The sequence below is a fragment of the Pseudomonas syringae pv. tagetis genome (assembly GCF_022557255.1).
Taxonomy (GTDB): domain Bacteria; phylum Pseudomonadota; class Gammaproteobacteria; order Pseudomonadales; family Pseudomonadaceae; genus Aquipseudomonas; species Aquipseudomonas caricapapayae.
Window position 1 is genome coordinate 2,868,175 of sequence record NZ_CP092923.1, and the last position, 18,088, is coordinate 2,886,262.

The 18,088-nt window shown below is 57.4% G+C and carries 15 protein-coding genes; 6 read left to right on the top strand and 9 right to left on the bottom strand.

Annotated elements, in window-relative coordinates; all coding sequences use genetic code 11:
- Positions 1–19: 19 nt before the first annotated feature.
- The 7 genes from xylB to MME58_RS12905 all read right to left on the bottom strand — a co-directional run bounded on the left by xylB (position 20) and on the right by MME58_RS12905 (position 8,468).
- On the bottom strand, positions 20–1,501 hold the full coding sequence (gene xylB / locus MME58_RS12875) for a xylulokinase (protein WP_122239266.1): 1,482 nt from the start codon (positions 1,499–1,501) through the stop codon (positions 20–22).
- A 9-nt stretch (positions 1,502–1,510) separates the two neighbouring features.
- A complete protein-coding gene (locus tag MME58_RS12880; RefSeq protein WP_055006338.1) occupies positions 1,511–2,992 on the bottom strand; it encodes a mannitol dehydrogenase family protein in 1,482 nt (493 codons plus the stop codon).
- Positions 2,993–3,009: 17 nt separating this feature from the next.
- Positions 3,010–4,116 carry an ABC transporter ATP-binding protein gene (locus MME58_RS12885; RefSeq protein ID WP_054986011.1) on the bottom strand — a complete coding sequence of 369 codons (1,107 nt, stop codon included), beginning with the start codon at positions 4,114–4,116 and terminating at the stop codon, positions 3,010–3,012.
- Positions 4,117–4,147: 31 nt separating this feature from the next.
- Positions 4,148–4,981 (bottom strand): carbohydrate ABC transporter permease, encoded by an 834-nt coding sequence (locus MME58_RS12890; RefSeq protein ID WP_002553633.1) that lies wholly within the window; start codon positions 4,979–4,981, stop codon positions 4,148–4,150.
- Positions 4,982–4,991: 10 nt separating this feature from the next.
- On the bottom strand, positions 4,992–5,924 hold the full coding sequence (locus tag MME58_RS12895) for a carbohydrate ABC transporter permease (protein WP_054986012.1): 933 nt from the start codon (positions 5,922–5,924) through the stop codon (positions 4,992–4,994).
- A 75-nt stretch (positions 5,925–5,999) separates the two neighbouring features.
- On the bottom strand, positions 6,000–7,322 hold the full coding sequence (locus tag MME58_RS12900; RefSeq protein ID WP_055006337.1) for an ABC transporter substrate-binding protein: 1,323 nt from the start codon (positions 7,320–7,322) through the stop codon (positions 6,000–6,002).
- Positions 7,323–7,562: 240 nt separating this feature from the next.
- The gene (locus MME58_RS12905) at positions 7,563–8,468 is read right to left on the bottom strand and encodes an AraC family transcriptional regulator (protein WP_054986033.1); all 906 of its coding nucleotides are present in this window, start codon (positions 8,466–8,468) and stop codon (positions 7,563–7,565) included.
- A 128-nt stretch (positions 8,469–8,596) separates the two neighbouring features.
- On the opposite strand from MME58_RS12905, the gene cobF reads away from it, so the two are divergent.
- A complete protein-coding gene (gene cobF, locus MME58_RS12910) occupies positions 8,597–9,355 on the top strand; it encodes a precorrin-6A synthase (deacetylating) (protein WP_055006336.1) in 759 nt (252 codons plus the stop codon).
- On the opposite strand, the gene MME58_RS12915 is transcribed toward cobF, so the two are convergent.
- Positions 9,352–10,686, bottom strand: coding sequence for a glycosyltransferase (locus tag MME58_RS12915; RefSeq protein ID WP_054986034.1), 1,335 nt, complete (start codon positions 10,684–10,686; stop codon positions 9,352–9,354). The two genes, cobF and MME58_RS12915, sit on opposite strands and share 4 nt — an antisense overlap.
- The gene (locus MME58_RS12920) at positions 10,679–11,050 is read right to left on the bottom strand and encodes a response regulator (RefSeq protein WP_054986015.1); all 372 of its coding nucleotides are present in this window, start codon (positions 11,048–11,050) and stop codon (positions 10,679–10,681) included. The genes MME58_RS12915 and MME58_RS12920 overlap by 8 nt, the downstream gene beginning before the upstream one ends.
- 332 nt (positions 11,051–11,382) lie before the next feature.
- Here MME58_RS12920 and MME58_RS12925 point away from each other — a divergent pair, with 332 nt between their 5' ends.
- The 5 genes from MME58_RS12925 (at position 11,383) to MME58_RS12945 (ending at position 18,055) form a co-directional block, all read left to right on the top strand.
- Positions 11,383–14,898 (top strand): response regulator, encoded by a 3,516-nt coding sequence (locus MME58_RS12925; protein ID WP_054986016.1) that lies wholly within the window; start codon positions 11,383–11,385, stop codon positions 14,896–14,898.
- A gap of 49 nt (positions 14,899–14,947) precedes the next feature.
- Positions 14,948–15,769 carry a CheR family methyltransferase gene (locus tag MME58_RS12930; RefSeq protein ID WP_054986017.1) on the top strand — a complete coding sequence of 274 codons (822 nt, stop codon included), beginning with the start codon at positions 14,948–14,950 and terminating at the stop codon, positions 15,767–15,769.
- Positions 15,766–16,380 carry a chemotaxis protein CheB gene (locus tag MME58_RS12935; RefSeq protein ID WP_054986018.1) on the top strand — a complete coding sequence of 205 codons (615 nt, stop codon included), beginning with the start codon at positions 15,766–15,768 and terminating at the stop codon, positions 16,378–16,380. The genes MME58_RS12930 and MME58_RS12935 overlap by 4 nt, the downstream gene beginning before the upstream one ends.
- Positions 16,374–17,555, top strand: coding sequence for a hybrid sensor histidine kinase/response regulator (locus tag MME58_RS12940; RefSeq protein WP_054986019.1), 1,182 nt, complete (start codon positions 16,374–16,376; stop codon positions 17,553–17,555). The genes MME58_RS12935 and MME58_RS12940 overlap by 7 nt, the downstream gene beginning before the upstream one ends.
- Positions 17,556–17,677: 122 nt before the next feature.
- A complete protein-coding gene (locus tag MME58_RS12945; RefSeq protein ID WP_054986020.1) occupies positions 17,678–18,055 on the top strand; it encodes a response regulator in 378 nt (125 codons plus the stop codon).
- Positions 18,056–18,088 lie beyond the last annotated feature (33 nt).

Here is an 18,088-nt window from a genome sequence, read left to right on the forward strand (position 1 = left end):
GCTCCATGAAAAACAGGGGTCAGATTTTGCGTAATTGTGCCTGATAACGCTGATAGACCTGCTCATAAGCGATCACATTCTGCGCGACCGGATGCGTCTCGCTGCGCTGATCGAGACTTACACAGCGCTCGCACAACGCTTGCAAATCCTGAACCTTGCCATTGGCATGCGACCAGCACCATGCGGCCTGAATGGCAGCACCCAGCGCGGCGGCTTCAGCGTGATCCGTGCAGATCACCGGAGTGTCCATGATGTCGGCCACGATCTGTCGCCACACCGCGCTTTTGGAGCCTCCGCCAATCAGGCGAATGTTCTCGCTTTTGATGCCGCTGTCGCGCAGCAAGTCAAGTCCGTAGCGAAGGCCGAAGGTGGTGCCCTCGACCACGGCGCGGGACAGGTTGGCCTGGGTCAGATTGATACTGTCCAGTCCGACAAGGCTGCCGGTGGCATCGGGCAGTGCGGGCACACGTTCGCCGTTCAGAAAAGGCAACATCAACACGCCTTCGGCACCGATCGGTGCCTGGGCAACGGTTTCGTTGAATCCGGCGACGTCGAGTGCAAGCAGCTCACGAATCGCCGTGGTCGCATTGGTCAGGTTCATGGTGCAGATCAGTGGCAGCCAGCCGCCAGAAGATGAGCAGAAGGTAGCGACCGACTCATGCTCGCTGACCCTCGCCTCATCGGCATAGGCGTAGACAGTGCCTGACGAACCGAGGCTCATGGTGATCAGCCCCGGCTGGATATTGCCCGTGCCGATCGCCCCCATCATGTTATCGCCGCCACCACTGGACACCAGCGCCTCAGGGTTCAGATCCAGCAGTCGGGCGATTTCAGGGCGTAATACACCTACCGCTTCGCGAGCTGGCAGCACTTCTGGCAGTGCCTTGGCCAACTGGCCTCCAGGCTCGATGTGCGCCAGCAACGGCAGGTCCCACTGGCGCGTGCGCACATCGAAATAGCCGGTGCCCGAGGCGTCGCCGAACTCGGTACAGCAGCGACCGGTCAGCCAATAATTGAGGTAATCGTGGGGCAGCAGCACCTTGTCGATACGCTCGAACAACTGCGGGTACTGTTCCTTGGTCCACAGCAGTTTGGATACGGTATAGCCTGGCGCGATGACCAGTCCAAGGCGCTGCAGCGATCCCTGTGCGCCGCCCAGATAATCCAGCAGACGCTGGTTTTCCGGGGCCGATTCGGTGTCGCACCACAGTTTGGCCGGGCGCAGCACCTCACCTTGAGCGTCGAGCAACACCAGACCATGTTGCTGGCCGGAAACGCCGATGCCGAGAATCTGCTGCCCTGAAACCCCAGACTGTGCCAACGCTTCACGGGTAGCCTGCTGCAGGGCGCTCAGCCACTGCTGCACGTCCTGCTCGCGGCGACCGTTATGGTCGCTGATCAAACTGTGCGGGGCAGAACCTTCGCCCAGTACAGTGCCGTTCCCGGTATCCAGCACCAGCACCTTGGTGCCTTGTGTGCCGCAGTCAACTCCAAGAAACATGGACGCACCTCACAGGCTTTTGGCCAGAATTTTTTCCAGCGTGGCGCTGACGCCCAGTTCGCGCAGGTTATTGAGGTTCTGCTCGAAAGCGGCGACGAATTCGGCGGATTTCGGAATGGCCACGCCAAATATTTCTTCCACCTGCAACAGGCGCTGGGTAATCAGCGTGTTATCAGCCACCAGCGCCTGGCAGAAATCGGCACGCGGGTCGGGAATCTTGTAAGTGGTGCCATTTTCGTCAACACCCTTCAGGTATAGCGCCCATGCAGCGACCACCAGAGACGCGCGTTCGAGATTGCCCTGATCGACGATCAGACGATTGATTGTCGGAATGGTGAACTTGGGGAATTTGGATGAACCGTCCGAGCAGACCCGTTCCAGCTGATCGGCAATTGCCTGATTGGAAAAGCGCTCGATCAGAGTGTCCTTGTAAACTTCCAGATCGATACCCGGCACGGACGCCAGCTGTGGGGTGACGTCCAGGTCCATATAAGTACGGATGTAACGCACGAACAGTGGGTCATTCATGGTTTCGTGCACAAAACGGTAACCCTTGAGAAACCCCAGATAGGTCAGGGCAAGGTGGCTGCCGTTGAGCAGCTTGATCTTCATTTCCTCGTAGGGTGTTACATCGTCGGTGAACTGTACGCCGACTTTCTCCCACGCCGGGCGTCCGTTGACGAACTTGTCTTCCAGTACCCATTGCACGAAGGGTTCGCAGACTACCGGCCAGGCGTCGTCGATGTGCTTTTCGTCCGCCAGCTGCAGGCGGTGAGCGGCACTGGTCATCGGCGTGATGCGGTCGACCATTGCGTTGGGGAAGCTCACGTTGTCTTGGATCCACTCATGCAGATCGGCATCGCGCAAGGCTGCAAAAGCCAGCAGCGCCTTGCGGGTGACTGCGCCGTTGTGGGGCAGGTTATCGCAGGACATCAAGGTAAAGGCTGGTGTACCTTCGGCGCGACGGCGAGCCAGTGCGGCGCAAAGGAAGCCGAATACCGTCCCGGGCTGGTCAGGATTGGCCAGGTCGTGCTGGATCTGTGGCAGATGCGCCATGAACTGACCGTTGCTGTCATCGATGCAATAGCCGCCTTCGGTGATGGTCAGCGAGACGATGCGGATGTCCGGGCTGGCCAGCTTGTCGATCAGCGCCTGTGGACTGTCATCGGCCAGCAGCATGCCGCTGATCGAGGCAATGATGCGGGTTTCGGTGTCAGGCGTGTCGCCCAGTTCGTAGAGCGTGTACAGATAATCCTGCTGTGCCAGTGCGTCGCGGACGGCTTTGTCTTCAGGGCGCAGGCCTACGCCGCAGATGCTCCATTCAAAGCCTTCGCCGCTGTTCATCAGCGCATCGGTGTAAAACGCCTGATGCGCCCGATGGAAGCCGCCGACGCCGATGTGGGCAATGCCCTGACGGGTGTTATCGACGGTGTAGGCGGGCAGGGCAATGTCGGCGCCCAGCTGTGACAAATTATTTTTGTTCAGTTTCATGACGGGCTCTCCGGAACTCAGGCGGCGGCAGTCTGCAAGGCTTTGGCAATCACCAGGCCTTGCGCGTCGAACAGGTGGCATTGGGCGCTATCGAGATGCAGGTTCAGCGTCTCGCCATACTGACTGGCCAGATCACCGCGGATCCGCATGGTCAACGCTTCGCCCGAGCGGGTGCGCACGTGGCAATAGGTGTCGCTGCCCAGGCGTTCGCTGACATCGGCGATGACCTGCAACTGGCAATCGCTGTTCTGGGCAAGATTCAGGTGCTCCGGGCGGATGCCCAGCGTCACGGGTGCACCGGCACTCAGTCCTGCGCCGTTGACCGGCAGACTTATGCGCGTACCGGCATCCAGTTCGACTTCACAACGGGCGCTGTCCACCTGGCTGATCCTGCCCTTGAGGAAGCCCATTTTCGGTGTGCCGAGAAAACCTGCGACGAACAGGTTGGCCGGATGGTGGTACAGCTCCAGTGGCGAGCCGACCTGCTCGACCTTGCCGCCATTGAGCACCACCACCTTGTCAGCCAGGGTCATGGCTTCGACCTGATCATGGGTCACGTAGATCATCGTGGCCTGCAGTTCTTTGTGCAGGCGCGACAACTCCAGGCGAGTCTGCACGCGCAGCGCGGCGTCGAGGTTGGACAGCGGTTCGTCGAACAGGAAAATCTTCGGGTTGCGCACGATGGCCCGGCCAATCGCAACACGCTGGCGTTGACCACCGGAAAGCTGCTTGGGCTTGCGCTCCAGCAACGGTCCGAGCTCCAGAATACGGGCAGCCTCATCGACCTTCTTCTTGATTTCGGCCTTGTCGCCACCTGCAAGGTCCAGCGCGAACGACAGATTCTTGCCCACCGTCATGTGTGGATACAGCGCGTAGGTCTGGAACACCATTGCCAGGTCCCGCTTGGCCGGAGTGACCTGAGTAATGTCGCGGCCATCGAGTTCGATGGTGCCCGAGGTAACTTCTTCCAGGCCCGCGATAAGTCGCAGCAGCGTGGATTTGCCGCAGCCCGAAGGCCCGACGAAGACCACGAACTCGCGGTCTTTCACGTCCAGATCGATACCTTTGATGATCTGGTGACCATCAAAGCCTTTTTGCAGGTTGCGGATGCTCAGGTTAGCCATGTTTGACTCCTTCTTGTTCTTTGGGCCGGGGCTATTTGACAGCGCCGAACGACAGGCCGCGAACCAGTTGCTTCTGACTGATCCAGCCGAAAATCAGGATGGGCGCACACGCCAGTGTCGAGACCGCCGACAGCTTGGCCCAGAACAGCCCTTCGGGGCTGGAATACGACGCGATCAAGGCCGTCAGTGGCGCTGCGGCGGACGAGGTCAGGTTCAGCGACCAGAACGCTTCGTTCCAACACAGAATCAGCGACAGCAAGGCCGTGGAAGCCAGCCCGCCCTTGCAGATCGGCATCAGCACGCGGAAGATCTCCTGACGTGTACTGGCACCGTCCAGTCTGGACGCCTCAAGGATCTCGCCGGGGATGTCCTTGAAATAGGTGTAAATCATCCAGACCACGATGGGCAGATTGATCAGCGTGTAAATAATGATCAGCGCCAGTCGCGAATCCAGCAGGCCAAAGGTCTTGGCCAGCAGGTAGATCGGCATCAGCACGCCCACCGGCGGGAGCATCTTGGTCGAGAGCATCCACAGCAGGGTGCTTTTGGTGCGCTTTGTTTCGAAGAACGCCATGGAATACGCCGCAGGAATGGCGATCAGCATGGCCAGGGCCGTGGCGCTGAAGGAAATCAGCACCGAGTTCCAGGCAAAGTGGAAGTAATCGCTGCGCTCCTGAATGTGCAAGTAGTTTTCCAGGGTTGGGGTGAAGAACAACTGCGGCGGTGTCGCAAATGCGTCGATTTCGGTCTTGAAGCTGGTCAGTACCATCCAGAAGATCGGGAAGAACACCAGCGCAGCGATCAGCCAGGACAGGCTCCCGAGCAGCAGGCTTTGCAGGCGGCGTGATTGTTTGAGGGTCATCATGGCAAGGTCCTCATGAATTGTCGGTGAGGTTTTTGCCGATCATCCGGATCAGGATGATCGCCGCGATGTTGGCAATGACTACCGCGATCAGCCCGCCCGCCGAGGCCATGCCAACGTCGAACTGCAGCAGCGCCTGGATGTAGATCAGGTACGCCAGGTTGGTCGAGGCAAAGCCGGGTCCGCCATTGGTGGTGGTAAAGATTTCAGCAAACACCGAGAGCAGGAAGATCGTCTCGATCATGACCACCACGGCAATCGGTCGCGCCAGGTGCGGCAGGGTCAAGTGCCAGAAGATCGCGATGGGGCCGGCTCCGTCCAGACGCGCCGCCTCTTTCTGTTCCTGGTCCAGCGACTGCATGGCGGTCATCAGAATCAGAATCGCGAACGGCAGCCACTGCCAGGACACGATGATGATGATCGACAGCATCGGGTAATGGGCGAACCAGTCGATGGGCTGCGCACCGAAGAACTTCCATACCGCCGCGAGTACGCCGGACACCGGATGGAAAATCAGGTTTTTCCAGATCAGCGCGCTGACCGTGGGCATGATGAAGAAGGGCGAGATCAGTAGCACGCGGACGATGCCACGACCGAAAAACTCACTGGCTTCGAGCAGCGCCGAGATCAACACGCCGAGTATCACACTGATCGCCAGCACGCTGCCGACCAGCAACAAAGTGTTACCGGCACCGGGCAGAAAGCCGCTGTCGGTGACGAAATACTGGAAGTTTTCCAGCCCGACGAACTCGTTTTCGCCAGGTGACAGCAGGTTGTAGCGGATCAGCGAGAAATAAATGGTCATGCCCAGCGGCACGATCATCCACACCAGCAGAAGCGCCACTGAAGGACTGACCAGAAACCAGCCGGGCTTGAATCGACGGTTTTTGAGCGGTGGCTGTTCGCCGGACAGGTCCGTGCGTTCAGGGGAGGCTGAGGTATTCATTGGGAGCTCCGAACCGGTTGCACCAGAGTTGTTGCGCAGATGGGCGGCAGGGCATTTCACCCTGCCGCATTGCGATTACTTTTTCAGGTAACCCGCCCGTTTCATATCCCGCTCGGTGGCGGTTTGCGCGTTGCTCAAAGCCTGCTCAACAGTCAATTGGCCTATGAGCGCCGCCGAGAATTGCTGACCGACACTGGTACCGATGGCCTGGAACTCAGGTATGGTGACCAGCTGGATGCCGACATAAGGCACTTCTTTCTTCGTCGGCGACTTGGGATCAGCTGCTTTCAGTGATTCCAGCGTGATGTTGGCGAACGGTGCTGCCTTCTTGTACTCATCGGTGTAAGTCGAAGCGCGGGTGCCAGGCGGTACGTTGGACACACCGTCGGTATCGGCAACCAGTTTGGCGTACTCTTTCGAGGTGGCCCACTGGGTGAATTCGGCGGCATCCTTGGTGTTCTTGGCGCTGGTCGGGATCGCCAGCGACCACGAATAAAGCCACGACGAGCCCTTGTCGGTTACTTCATGCGGGGCGTAGGTGAAGCCGACGCTGTCAGCCACTTTGCTCTGCTTCTTGTCGGTCACGAATGAACCGGCAACGCTCGCGTCTACCCAGATGGCGCATTTGCCGCTGTTGAACAGCGCAAGGTTCTCGTTGAAACCGTTGCTGGATGCGCCCGGCGGGCCGGACTGCCTCATGGTGTTGACGTAGAAGTTCAGAGCGTTCTTCCACTCTGGCTGATCGAACTGCGGCTTCCATTGCTCATCGAACCAGCGTCCGTCATAGGCGTTGGCCAGAGTGGTAATCAGCGCCATGTTCTCGCCCCAGCCCGCCTTGCCACGCAGGCAGATGCCGTACTGTTCCTTGGACTTGTCAGTCAGTTTGCCAGCGAACTCGGCGATCTGCGTCCAGGTAGGGCGCTCGGGCATGGTCAGGCCGGCGGCCTTGAACAGATCGGTACGGTAATAAGTGATCGACGCTTCAGCGTAAAAAGGCAGGGCGAACAGTTTGCCATCCACTGAAAGGCCGTCGCGCACCGAGGGGAATACATCGTCCAGCTCGTAACTGGCAGGCAGGTCCTTCATTTCCTGCAACCAGCCTTTCTGTCCCCAGAGTGACGCTTCGTACATGCCAATGGTAAGCACATCGAACTGACCGCCTTTAGTGGCGATGTCGGTGGTCAGGCGCTGACGCAGGACATTCTCTTCAAGCACCACCCAGTTGAGTTTGATGTCCGGGTGTTTTTCTTCGAAAGTCTTGGAGAGGCGCTGCATGCGAATCATGTCGCTGTTGTTGACCGTGGCGATGGTCACGGTCCCGGCGCTGGCGCTGCCACTGAACACGAAACAGCTGCTGAGGACGGAACTGGCGAGCAGAAGTTTTGCTGAGTTCTTCATTGATCACTCCTCTTCCACGCCCAATGAGCTGTAGAAGGATGGTTATTGTTTTTTTCTCTTCCGGAGGTGAGGAAGATGTGGATTGATTACACCGGCGTTCGATCTGAAAGACAAATCCTGCACAGCACTGTGACTGATACTATTTTGCACTGGCGCATGAGCAGGCCACAGCGCCGAGTCGCCCATGGGCTGGCATCACCGCAATTCCAGCGTAGACGATGGGCGCGCAAGCAAGGCGAATCAGTACAGGTTTTGTTCTGTCAGACGCTGAACGGCGAGGCGGCGATAGTGCGAAGGCGTCATACCCTTGAGTTTCTGGAAGCGCCGATTGAAGTTGGAAATGTTGTTGAAGCCCGATTCAAAGCACACGTCAGTGACCGGTTTGTCGCCGTCGGCCAGCAATTCGCACGACTTGCTGATGCGCAGCCGATTGACGAACTCCACGAAGCATCGTCCCGTGGCCTGCTTGAACACTCTGGAAAAGTAGGTCGGCTTCATGCCCAGATACTCGGCGACTTCCTCCAGCGGCAGCTCTCGGCCATAGTGGGCAAAAATGTAATCCACCGCCCGGTTGGTGCGATCGATGCTGTGCTCGTCAGCCGTATGGGCAACCGCAGTACCGGACAGCAATTGATAATCTTCGCTGGCTGCCAGCAACTCGAGAAGAATGAAAAAATGGCCGAGGCGGGTGATGCCGCTTGAATCGGCGATCTTCTGCATCTGTTTCATGGCCTGACGAATCGTGCGCTTGCAACGAAATTCAATGCCGTAGCGGGCGCGCTCCAGCAATGGCGTCAGGGTCCTGAGCTCGGCAAACACCTGATTGCCGCTTTCCAGCAGTTCATCGGTAAAGTTGACCAGCATGTCGCGCTTGGGCACCACTTCACCTTCGTCGATCTGGCTTATCCAGTTATGTGGCAGGTTGGGGCCGGTCAGAAACAGGCTGGCAGGGTTGAAATTGCCGATGTAGTCGCCGACAAAGACTTTGCCGGAGCTGGCAACAATCAGGTGCAGCTCGTATTCCTTGTGAAAATGCCAACGTACCAGCGGGCAAGGGAATCCATGCTCGCGATAGATGATCGACAGACCGTTATGGTCGTCCATCAGTTCGTAGGAAGGGTCGGCGATTCTTGTTATTTTACTCATGGCTATGTCGTATTCAGCTGTTGCCAGAACGATAATGTGCCTGATTTTTTCCTTCAATGCCCGGTTGCTGGAAAAAATCGACTACGATCAGCGCCTGGTATTGGGTGCCGCCGCGGAGTGCTCGTCGGATGAAACAGATCCTGCTGATCGGCATGGGTGCCGGAGATCCGGAGCAGATCACCCTGCAGGCCATTGCTGCGCTAAACCGTACCGACGTGGTTTTCATCCTCGACAAGGGCTATGTCGACGATGAGTTGCTATGCCTGCGCAAAGAGCTTTGCCAGCGCTATATCAGTCATCAGGGCTACCGTCTGGTGCAGGTTCAGGACCCACGACGCGAAAACGACCCGGACATTTACGAGCGGGGTATCGAGGGGTGGCACGAACAGCGCGCGGTATTGTTCGAGCGATTATTGAGCGACGAGCTGTGCGCAGATCAGGTCGGGGCATTTCTGGTCTGGGGAGATCCGGCGCTTTACGACAGCACGATGCGCATCCTTGATCGCGTGCTGGCGCGGGGCAGGGCGGTCTTCGAGTATCAGGTGATTCCCGGCATCACAAGCGTCCAGAGCCTGGTCGCCCGGCACCGCATACCGCTCAATCGCATCGGCGAGTCGATCCATATCACCACCGGCCGACGCCTGGCGACCGCCCCGCTGGAGCAGCCGCGCAACGTCGTGGTGATGCTGGATGCGCAGTGCACATTTGAACGCTATATCGGACAGGGGCTGGACATCTACTGGGGCGCGTACCTGGGCACACCGGACGAGATGCTGGTGGCGGGCAGGCTTGATGATGTCTGTGCGCAGATCATGCGGCTGCGCAGCGAGGCCCGCGAGCGCAAGGGGTGGATCATGGATACGTATCTGCTGCGAAAACCGGCTTAGGCCGGTTTTTCATCCTTGTTGCGATTCTTCGCTTCGATCCACTGCGCCATGTATTTGGTGCTCTTGTGGTGATGATGCCGCAGCATGGCCCCTGTGAAATTCGCCAGGCGATGCTCTGCCAGGTTGTCGCGCAGGGTCTGGATACGCTCGACGAGGCTCGCACAGTGCTGCCGATGCTGATAGCGCGAGCGCAGCAGCGCCAGGCCGGCGTTTTGCGCATCAAGCCAGAGACTCTGGTCTTGATGCAGTCTGACCGCAGCGTCTGCGATATCCTTCGGATTACTGGCAATAATCCCTGGCCAGGCTTGCCCGCCGCTCATGGCTTCTGCGCCGACCGGGGTCGTGACCGACGGCGTGCCGCAGAGCATCGCATCCATCAGCTTGCCTTTGATGCCGGCACCGAAACGCAGCGGAGCGAGACAGATACGCGCAGTTGACATCACTTCCAGTGCGTCTTCGGCCCAGTGTTTTACAAGAAACCCCTGGGCCGCGTTATGCAGCGCTGTTGCCTTGGGGGGCGTATAGGCTCCATAGATGTGCAGCTGTGCTTCAGGCAGTTGCTGGCGGATCAGCGGCCAGATCGCGGTTTTCATCCACAGCACTGCATCCCAGTTGGGCGCATGACGAAAGTTGCCGATGCTGAGGAAGTGTGAGCGCTCCGCAAAAGGCCGAAAGCTGTCCGGGACGCCATCGATCATCAGCGGACACCAGTGCAGCAGCGAGGCAGGCAGCCCGAACGAGCCGGTCAGCAGCGCCATTTCAACGTCGGATGTCATCAGGTTCAGGTCGCAGCGATACAGCGATGCAACCTCGCGCTGCGCCAGGTCACTGGACGCAATCTGCTTGAACAGGCGGGGTGCCGATTCGTCGAAAACGCCCTGCAGATCGTTTGCCGGATCACTGTTCAGCGAGTCCTTCAACAGTTGCTGACGCGCGTGGCGCAGGCTCTGGAAGTCCGATGTTTCCAGAATGCGCAAGGCGCCGGGGCACTGCTGCTCGACGCGCCAGCCAAACTGCTCTTCAATCATGAATTGATCGAACAGCACCACGTCGGGCTGAATTTCGCTGACAAACACGTCAAAACTGCTGTCGTTCAGGGCGATGCGTACTTCTTTGATACCCAGGCTGAGCAGATCCGCCCGGTGCTCGCCTTCTGTAGCCGGGCTGGCAAAGGTGATCTGCCAGTCTTGCTCAAGAAAGCATTGAATCAGTTGCATCATGTGCCCGCTGGCGGCCGAAGAGCGAGGCTCGGGCCATACGTAACCTATGATCAGCAAGCGTGTACTGGCGGGCGTGTCAGTACTACGCAAAACAGTGTCGATGTCAGTCAAGGCTGCTTCCAAGAATGCTTTTTACCTTGTCACGCAACTGATCGATGGAGAATGGCTTGCCGATCGAGTGCATGCCTGGCGGCACGTCGATATTTTCCGAGTAGCCGCTGGCGAACAACACCGGCAATTGAGGGCGATGTTCGATGACCTTTTTGGCCAGTGCGGTGCCCTTCATATCGGGCAATCCCTGGTCAGTCATCAACAGGTCGATGTGATGGGAATCGTCTGTAACGAAGGTCAGGGCAGAGGTGGCGTCCTCGGCTTCGAGTACCTTGTATTCCAGCTCTTCGAGCACGTCGACAATCAGCATGCGCACAATGGCGTCGTCTTCGACCACGAGAATGGTGCGGGCTGTGTCCGGCATGGTTGACTCCTTAACCTGAAAAATGGTGATAGCGCAGACAGCATGGAATGCCATGCATCCTTTTCCGGCAGCTCAGAGTAACCGAGCGCAAGCCTGTCCACTTTCAATACTGTCCCTGTATCAGTAAATAAAAACCGGGTGGAAGTTCAATCGACGCACAAATACCGTAAATCGTGAAAGCGATTCGGGACTTTGCGTCAGGAACGCAATATGCGCGTGAGCTTATCGCCGATTTATGTGTGAAATTTCAATCCTCTATGTCAGAAATAAGAGTGTTTTTCGCGACTTTGCGGCAAACTCTATGGTTTTGATCCACTCGTCAGGGATATTTCATGAATCGGACGTCTGTTGTCGATGAACAACGCTTTCGAAAATTGCTGGGGCGTAACGTTGGCTTGCCACTGGGGGTCGGTGTACTGAGCGCAGTTTTCTTCATTCTGCTGATCAGTTACCTGCTCACGGCCATACAGTGGGTCGAGCACACCGACCGGGTCATTAATAACACCAACCGCTCGATGAAACTGTCGATAGACATGGAAACCGGCATGCGCGGTTTTCTGCTCACCGGTGATCAACATTTTCTTGATCCTTACGAAGTCGCCAAGCCCTTGCTGGCGGCCGAACTGGAAGGTCTCAAGGTGCTGGTAGACGACAATCCGACGCAATTGGACCGGTTCAGACGCCTGGCCACTCTGCAGCAGGAGTGGAATGCATTTGCCCAGCAGATGATTGACCTGCGGCGCGATAATGGCGACTTTCAGACGCCCGTGATGGCCGGACGTGGCAAGCGAATCACCGACCAGATTCGTACCGAATATGATCAGGCTGTGGAAATGGAGCAGCAACTTCGTCTGACCCGCAATGCCGAGGTCACGCGCAGCACCATTCTCTCTGTCACCCTGTATTTGATCTTCGTGGTGATTGTCAGCGCCATTCTGGCCTATATCGGCCGACGGGACTTGCTGTCGCTTTCGACGACCTATAGCGAAAACCTCAGGCTGCAGGAAGTCAATTCCGAGCGCCTGCAGAAGGTTGCGTGGCTGCGCAACGGTCAGAGCGAACTGGCCGAACAGGTACTGGGCCAGTTGACACTCAACATGTTGGGTCGAAATATCCTTCAGTTTCTGACCCAGTACCTGGGTGCTTCGGTGGCGGCTGTCTACATTCGCCAGGATCACGGCGGCTTGACGCGTGCTGCATCCTTCGGCTTCTCCCGTGAGCAAGAGCAGCAGGAACAGACCATTCACAGCGATGAAGGCATTGTAGGGCAGGCCGCACAGAAAGACCGGATCATCACGCTGGACGATCTGCCGGAAAACTACTTCAAGGTCGCTTCCGGCCTGGGAGATGGCTCGCCGCGCAGCGTGGTCGTGGTGCCGACCAGCAATGACGATCAGGTCAACGGCGTGATCGAGCTGGGCTTCCTGCGTCCCCTGACTGAGCGGGATGTTGAGTTTCTTGAACTGGTGGCGGACAACATCGGCACCTCCATTGAAGCAGCGCGCTATCGCCAGCGTCTGCAGGAAGTGCTGGCCGAGACCCAGCAGCTCAATGAAGAGTTGCAGGTTCAGCAAGAAGAGTTGCGCACGGCCAACGAAGAGTTGGAAGAACAGTCGCGCATTCTCAAGGAGTCCCAGGCGCATCTGGAGACTCAGCAGGCGGAGCTGGAGCAGACCAACGAGCAACTTGCCGATCAGAGTCAGGCACTGGCTGATCAGCGCGATGCACTGGACCGCAATAACGAGGAGTTGAGCATCGCTCAGGCCGAGTTGCAGGCGCGAGCGGACGAGCTGCAGCGTGCCAGCAAATACAAGTCCGAATTCCTCGCCAACATGTCACATGAGCTGCGCACGCCGCTCAACAGTTCGTTGATCCTCGCCAAGCTTCTGGCCGAAAATCCGGGTGAAAACCTGACCGCCGAGCAGGTCAAGTTTGCCGAGTCGATCTATTCGGCGGGCAATGACCTGTTGAATCTGATCAACGATATTCTGGACATTTCCAAGGTCGAAGCCGGCAAGCTTGAAATGCGCCCGGAAAACTGCAGCGTGTCCCGTCTTGTCGAAGGCCTGCGCAGCCTGTTTCAACCGCTGGCTGCCGAGAAGAAGCTGGCGTTCACGGTCGACATACAGGCAGGTGCACCGACCATGCTGTTCACGGATCGTCAGCGCTTGGAACAGATCCTCAAGAATCTGCTGTCCAACGCGATCAAGTTCACCGAAGCCGGCGCTGTCAGCATGGTTGTCTCACGCCAGCCAGGCGCAGGCATTGTGTTCATTGTCCGCGATTCGGGCATCGGCATCGCCGAGGAGCATCAGCAGGGTATTTTCGAGGCGTTCCGTCAGGCAGATGGCACCACCAATCGGCGTTATGGCGGTACCGGGCTGGGGTTGTCGATTTCCCGTGACCTGGCAGCGTTGCTGGGCGGGTCCATCAGCGTCACCAGTGCGCCCGGGCAGGGGAGTATTTTCAGCCTGGTACTGCCAGAGAGCTACGTCGAGTCAGGTTCTCAGGTGCCAGACAGCGATTCTTCGGTCGTGCTCGCACCTTCTGTGCCCCCTGCACCGCACATGCCGGTGCTGGCCGCACCGGTCATCGAGCAACCGACGCCGATGGAAATCCCCGTCGCAGTATTTAACGACGATCGGGACAAGGCACCTTTCACGCGACGCTGCATTCTGGTCATCGAAGATGAAGTGCGATTTGCTCAGATTCTCTTCGATCTGGCCCATGAACTGGGCTATGACTGCCTGGTCGCGCATGCTGCTGACGATGGTTTCAACCTGGCGTCGCGCTACACGCCCGATGCGATTCTGCTGGATATGCGCCTGCCGGATCACTCAGGTCTGACAGTGCTGCAGCGTCTCAAGGAGCTGGCACCCACCCGGCATATCCCGGTGCATGTGATCTCGGTCGAGGATCGCCAGGAAGCTGCGCTGCATATGGGCGCCATCGGTTACGCCGTCAAGCCGACCACGCGAGAGGAACTCAAGGACGTTTTTGCCAAACTGGAAGCCAAGCTGACCCAGAAGGTCAAGCGTATCCTGCTGGTCGAAGACGATGCGCTGCAACGTGACAGCATCGCGCGTCTGATCGGCGACGATGATATCGAAATCACGGCGGTGGGCTTTGCCCAGGAAGCACTGGATCTGCTGCGCGATCATGTCTACGACTGCATGATCATCGACCTGAAACTGCCGGACATGCTCGGTAATGAATTGCTCAAGCGCATGTCCACGGAAGACATCTGCGCCTTCCCGCCGGTTATTGTCTATACCGGGCGCAACATGACCCGCGATGAAGAAGCCGAGCTGATGAAATATTCGCGCTCCATCATCATCAAGGGAGCGCGCTCACCTGAACGCCTGCTCGATGAAGTCACGCTTTTCCTGCACAAGGTCGAGTCGCAGCTGTCCAACGAACGGCAGAAGATGCTCAAGACTGCACGCAGCCGTGACAAAGTCTTCGAGGCGCGCAAGATCCTCGTGGTTGATGATGATGTCCGTAACATCTTTGCCCTGACCAGTGCGCTGGAGCACAAGGGCGCGGTGGTGGAAATTGCCCGCAACGGTCTTGAGGCGATTGCAAAGCTCAATGAGGTCGAAGACATCGATCTGGTCCTGATGGATGTGATGATGCCGGAAATGGACGGTTATGAAGCAACTATCGAAATCCGTAAAGACCCGCGCTGGCGCAAACTGCCTATCATCGCCGTCACGGCCAAGGCCATGAAGGATGACCAGGAGCGTTGTCTGCAGGCAGGTTCCAACGACTATCTGGCCAAGCCCATTGACCTTGATCGACTGTTTTCACTGATTCGTGTCTGGCTGCCTAAGATGGAGCGTATTTGAATGACGACTCAATGGCGGCGTGCCTTGGAGCGTAAAACCGGATGGTATCATGCACCTTGATCCAGGCATCGAGATCGAGCTGCGCCTGTTGATCGAGGCGATTTACCTCAAGTACAGCTACGATTTTCGCGACTATTCCGGTGCATCGATCAAGCGGCGTGTGATCCATGCGCTGCGTCAGTTCGACTGTGCGACCATCTCGGCGCTGCAGGAGCGTGTGCTTCACGATCCAGCTGCGTTCATGCAGCTGTTGCAGATTCTCACGATCCCGGTGAGCGAGATGTTTCGTGATCCCTCGCACTTTCTGGCGATACGCAACGAAGTCGTGCCGATGCTGCGCACCTACCCGTCGATAAAGGTGTGGATTGCCGGGTGCAGCACGGGTGAGGAGGTCTATTCCACGGCTATTCTGCTGCGCGAAGAGGGGTTGCTGGAGCGGACCATCATTTATGCCACCGACATCAATCCCAGCTCGCTGGAAAAAGCCAAGCAAGGCATCTTTTCAATGGACAATCTGCGCACCTATACCGAGAACTACCGTAACTCGGGCGGGCAACGCAATTTTGCCGATTACTACACGTCCGCCTACGATTACGCGATTTTCGACAAGACACTGTGCGAAAACGTCACATTTGCCGATCACAGTCTGGCCACGGATAGTGTATTCTCCGAAACGCAGTTTATTTCCTGTCGTAACGTGCTGATTTACTTCAATAAAAAGCTTCAGGATCGCGCTTTTGGATTGTTCCACGACTCGCTATGTCATCGTGGCTTTCTGGCGCTGGGCAGCAAGGAGACCCTGGACTTTTCTGCGTACGGCGGTGCTTTCGAGGCGCTGGTCAAACCTGAGCGGATCTACCGGAAATTATGAAAACCACGTTCGACGCCGACGTGTCTGGCACCCCGTTGCCTGAGGTCGATGCTATTGTCGTGGGCGCATCGGCAGGCGGGGTAGAGGCCCTGCTTAGAATATTCGGCAACCTGCGCCCGGGTTTCCGCTTGCCGATCCTGATGGTTTTGCATTTGCCGGATGACCGGCGTAGCCAACTGGCCCACGTGTTTCAGAACCGTCTTGCGATTCCGGTCAAGGAAGCCGACGACAAGGAAGACATTGTGCCCGGTACTTTGTATGTCGCGCCGGCGGGTTATCACGTTTCGGTGGAGTCTGATTTTTCCCTGTCATTGAGCCAGGAGGACAGGGTGTTTTACTCAAGGCCCAGTATCGACATTCTTTTCGGTTCGGCCGCCGATGCCTATGGCCCGCGACTGGCTGGCGTATTGTTGACCGGAGCCAATAATGATGGTGCCCGGGGTTTGCTGCAGATCAAGAAGTATGGTGGTTTCACGGTGATACAGGACCCCTCGCAGGCCCAGGCGTCGACCATGCCCGAGGCTGGCCTGGCGCTGCACTCGCCGGATTACCTTCTTTCCCTGAACGATATTGGCCGCTTGCTGGTCGAGCTGGAACGAACCGCATGTTAAGTGAAATTCAGGCAAAACTGCTCATCGTCGATGATTTGCCGGAAAACCTGCTGGCCCTTGAAGCGCTGATCAAACGCGGCGATCGAATCGTCTACAAGGCGCTCTCGGCGGACGAAGCGCTGTCACTGCTGTTGCAGCACGAATTCGCGCTGGCCATTCTCGATGTTCAGATGCCCGGAATGAACGGGTTCGAGCTGGCCGAGATGATGCGCAGCACCGAGAAAACCAAGAGCATTCCGATTGTTTTCGTCAGCGCTGCCGGCCGCGAGCTCAATTATGCCTTCAAGGGCTATGAAAGCGGCGCCGTGGACTTCCTGCACAAGCCACTGGATATCCATGCGGTCAAAAGCAAGGTCAATGTGTTCGTCGATCTGTATCGACAGCGCAAGGCCATGAAAATACAGGTTGAGGAGCTGGAGCGCAGCCGTCAGGAACAGGAAGCCTTGCTCAAGCGTCTGCAGTCGACGCAGGGCGAGCTGGAGCACGCGATCCGCATGCGTGATGACTTCATGTCCATCGTTTCCCACGAGGTGCGTACGCCGCTCAACGGCCTGATTCTGGAAACCCAGTTACGCAAGCTTCACCTGGCCAAGGACAACGCATCGGCGTTTACCATGGAAAAGTTACGCGCGATGGTCGACCGTGACGAGCGACAGATACAGAGTCTTATCCGTCTGATCGAAGACATGCTGGATGTATCGAGAATCCGTACCGGCAAGCTGTCGATCAGGCCGAGTCCGTTTGACTTGAGCGAACTCGTCAGCCAGTTGCTGGAAAGTTTTGCCGCACAGATCGCCGCCGCCGATTCCACGATTACGCTGTTTGCCGATGCACCTGTCATCGGTGTCTGGGACGAGTTCCGTATCGAGCAGGTGGTTGCCAATCTGTTGACCAATGCTCTTCGCTACGGTGCGCGCAAGCCGATTGAAGTGCATGTGTACAGCAAGGACGGCGAGGCCTTCATTGAAGTCCGCGATCAGGGTATCGGTATCACGATCGAGAACCAGAAGCGCATCTTTCAGCAATTCGAGCGGGTATCGAGCAGCCATGCTGTTGCCGGGCTTGGCCTGGGGCTGTTCATTTCCGACCAGATCGTCATGGCTCATGGCGGCCGTATCGAGGTGGAAAGCGAAGAGGGCAAGGGTTCTGTGTTCCGTATTTGTCTGCCTTTATAAATGACAGCCGTGGGCGATACATAGGGTAGCCACTGGCAATCAAGTTTAATCACACATTGGCGCAACCTCCCACGCATGCCGTGGTCGTAATGGCAGCTATTTATAAGATCAAAGGCAGTTCAATGAGCGCTGATGCAGAAAACGTCGTACTAATCGTCGAAGACGAACCCCTGATCCTGATGCTTCTGGCAGATTATCTGTCGGGTGAGGGTTATCGTGTCCTGAAAGCCGAGAACGGCGAGCAGGCCTTCGAGATTCTGGCGACAAAACCTCACTTGGATCTGATGATCACGGATTATCGGCTGCCGGGGGGCATTTCGGGGGTACAGATTGCCGAGCCTGCGGTGATGCTTCGACCTGAATTGAAAGTGATCTTCATCAGTGGATACCCCGCCGAAATCCTTGATTCAGGCAGCCCTATTGCGCTCAAGGCACCTATTCTCGCCAAGCCGTTCACTATGGAAACGCTGCATTCGCGAATTCAGGAATTGCTGGCCTGAGAATGTAAGTCGCCAGCCGGACGAGCAGGTCGC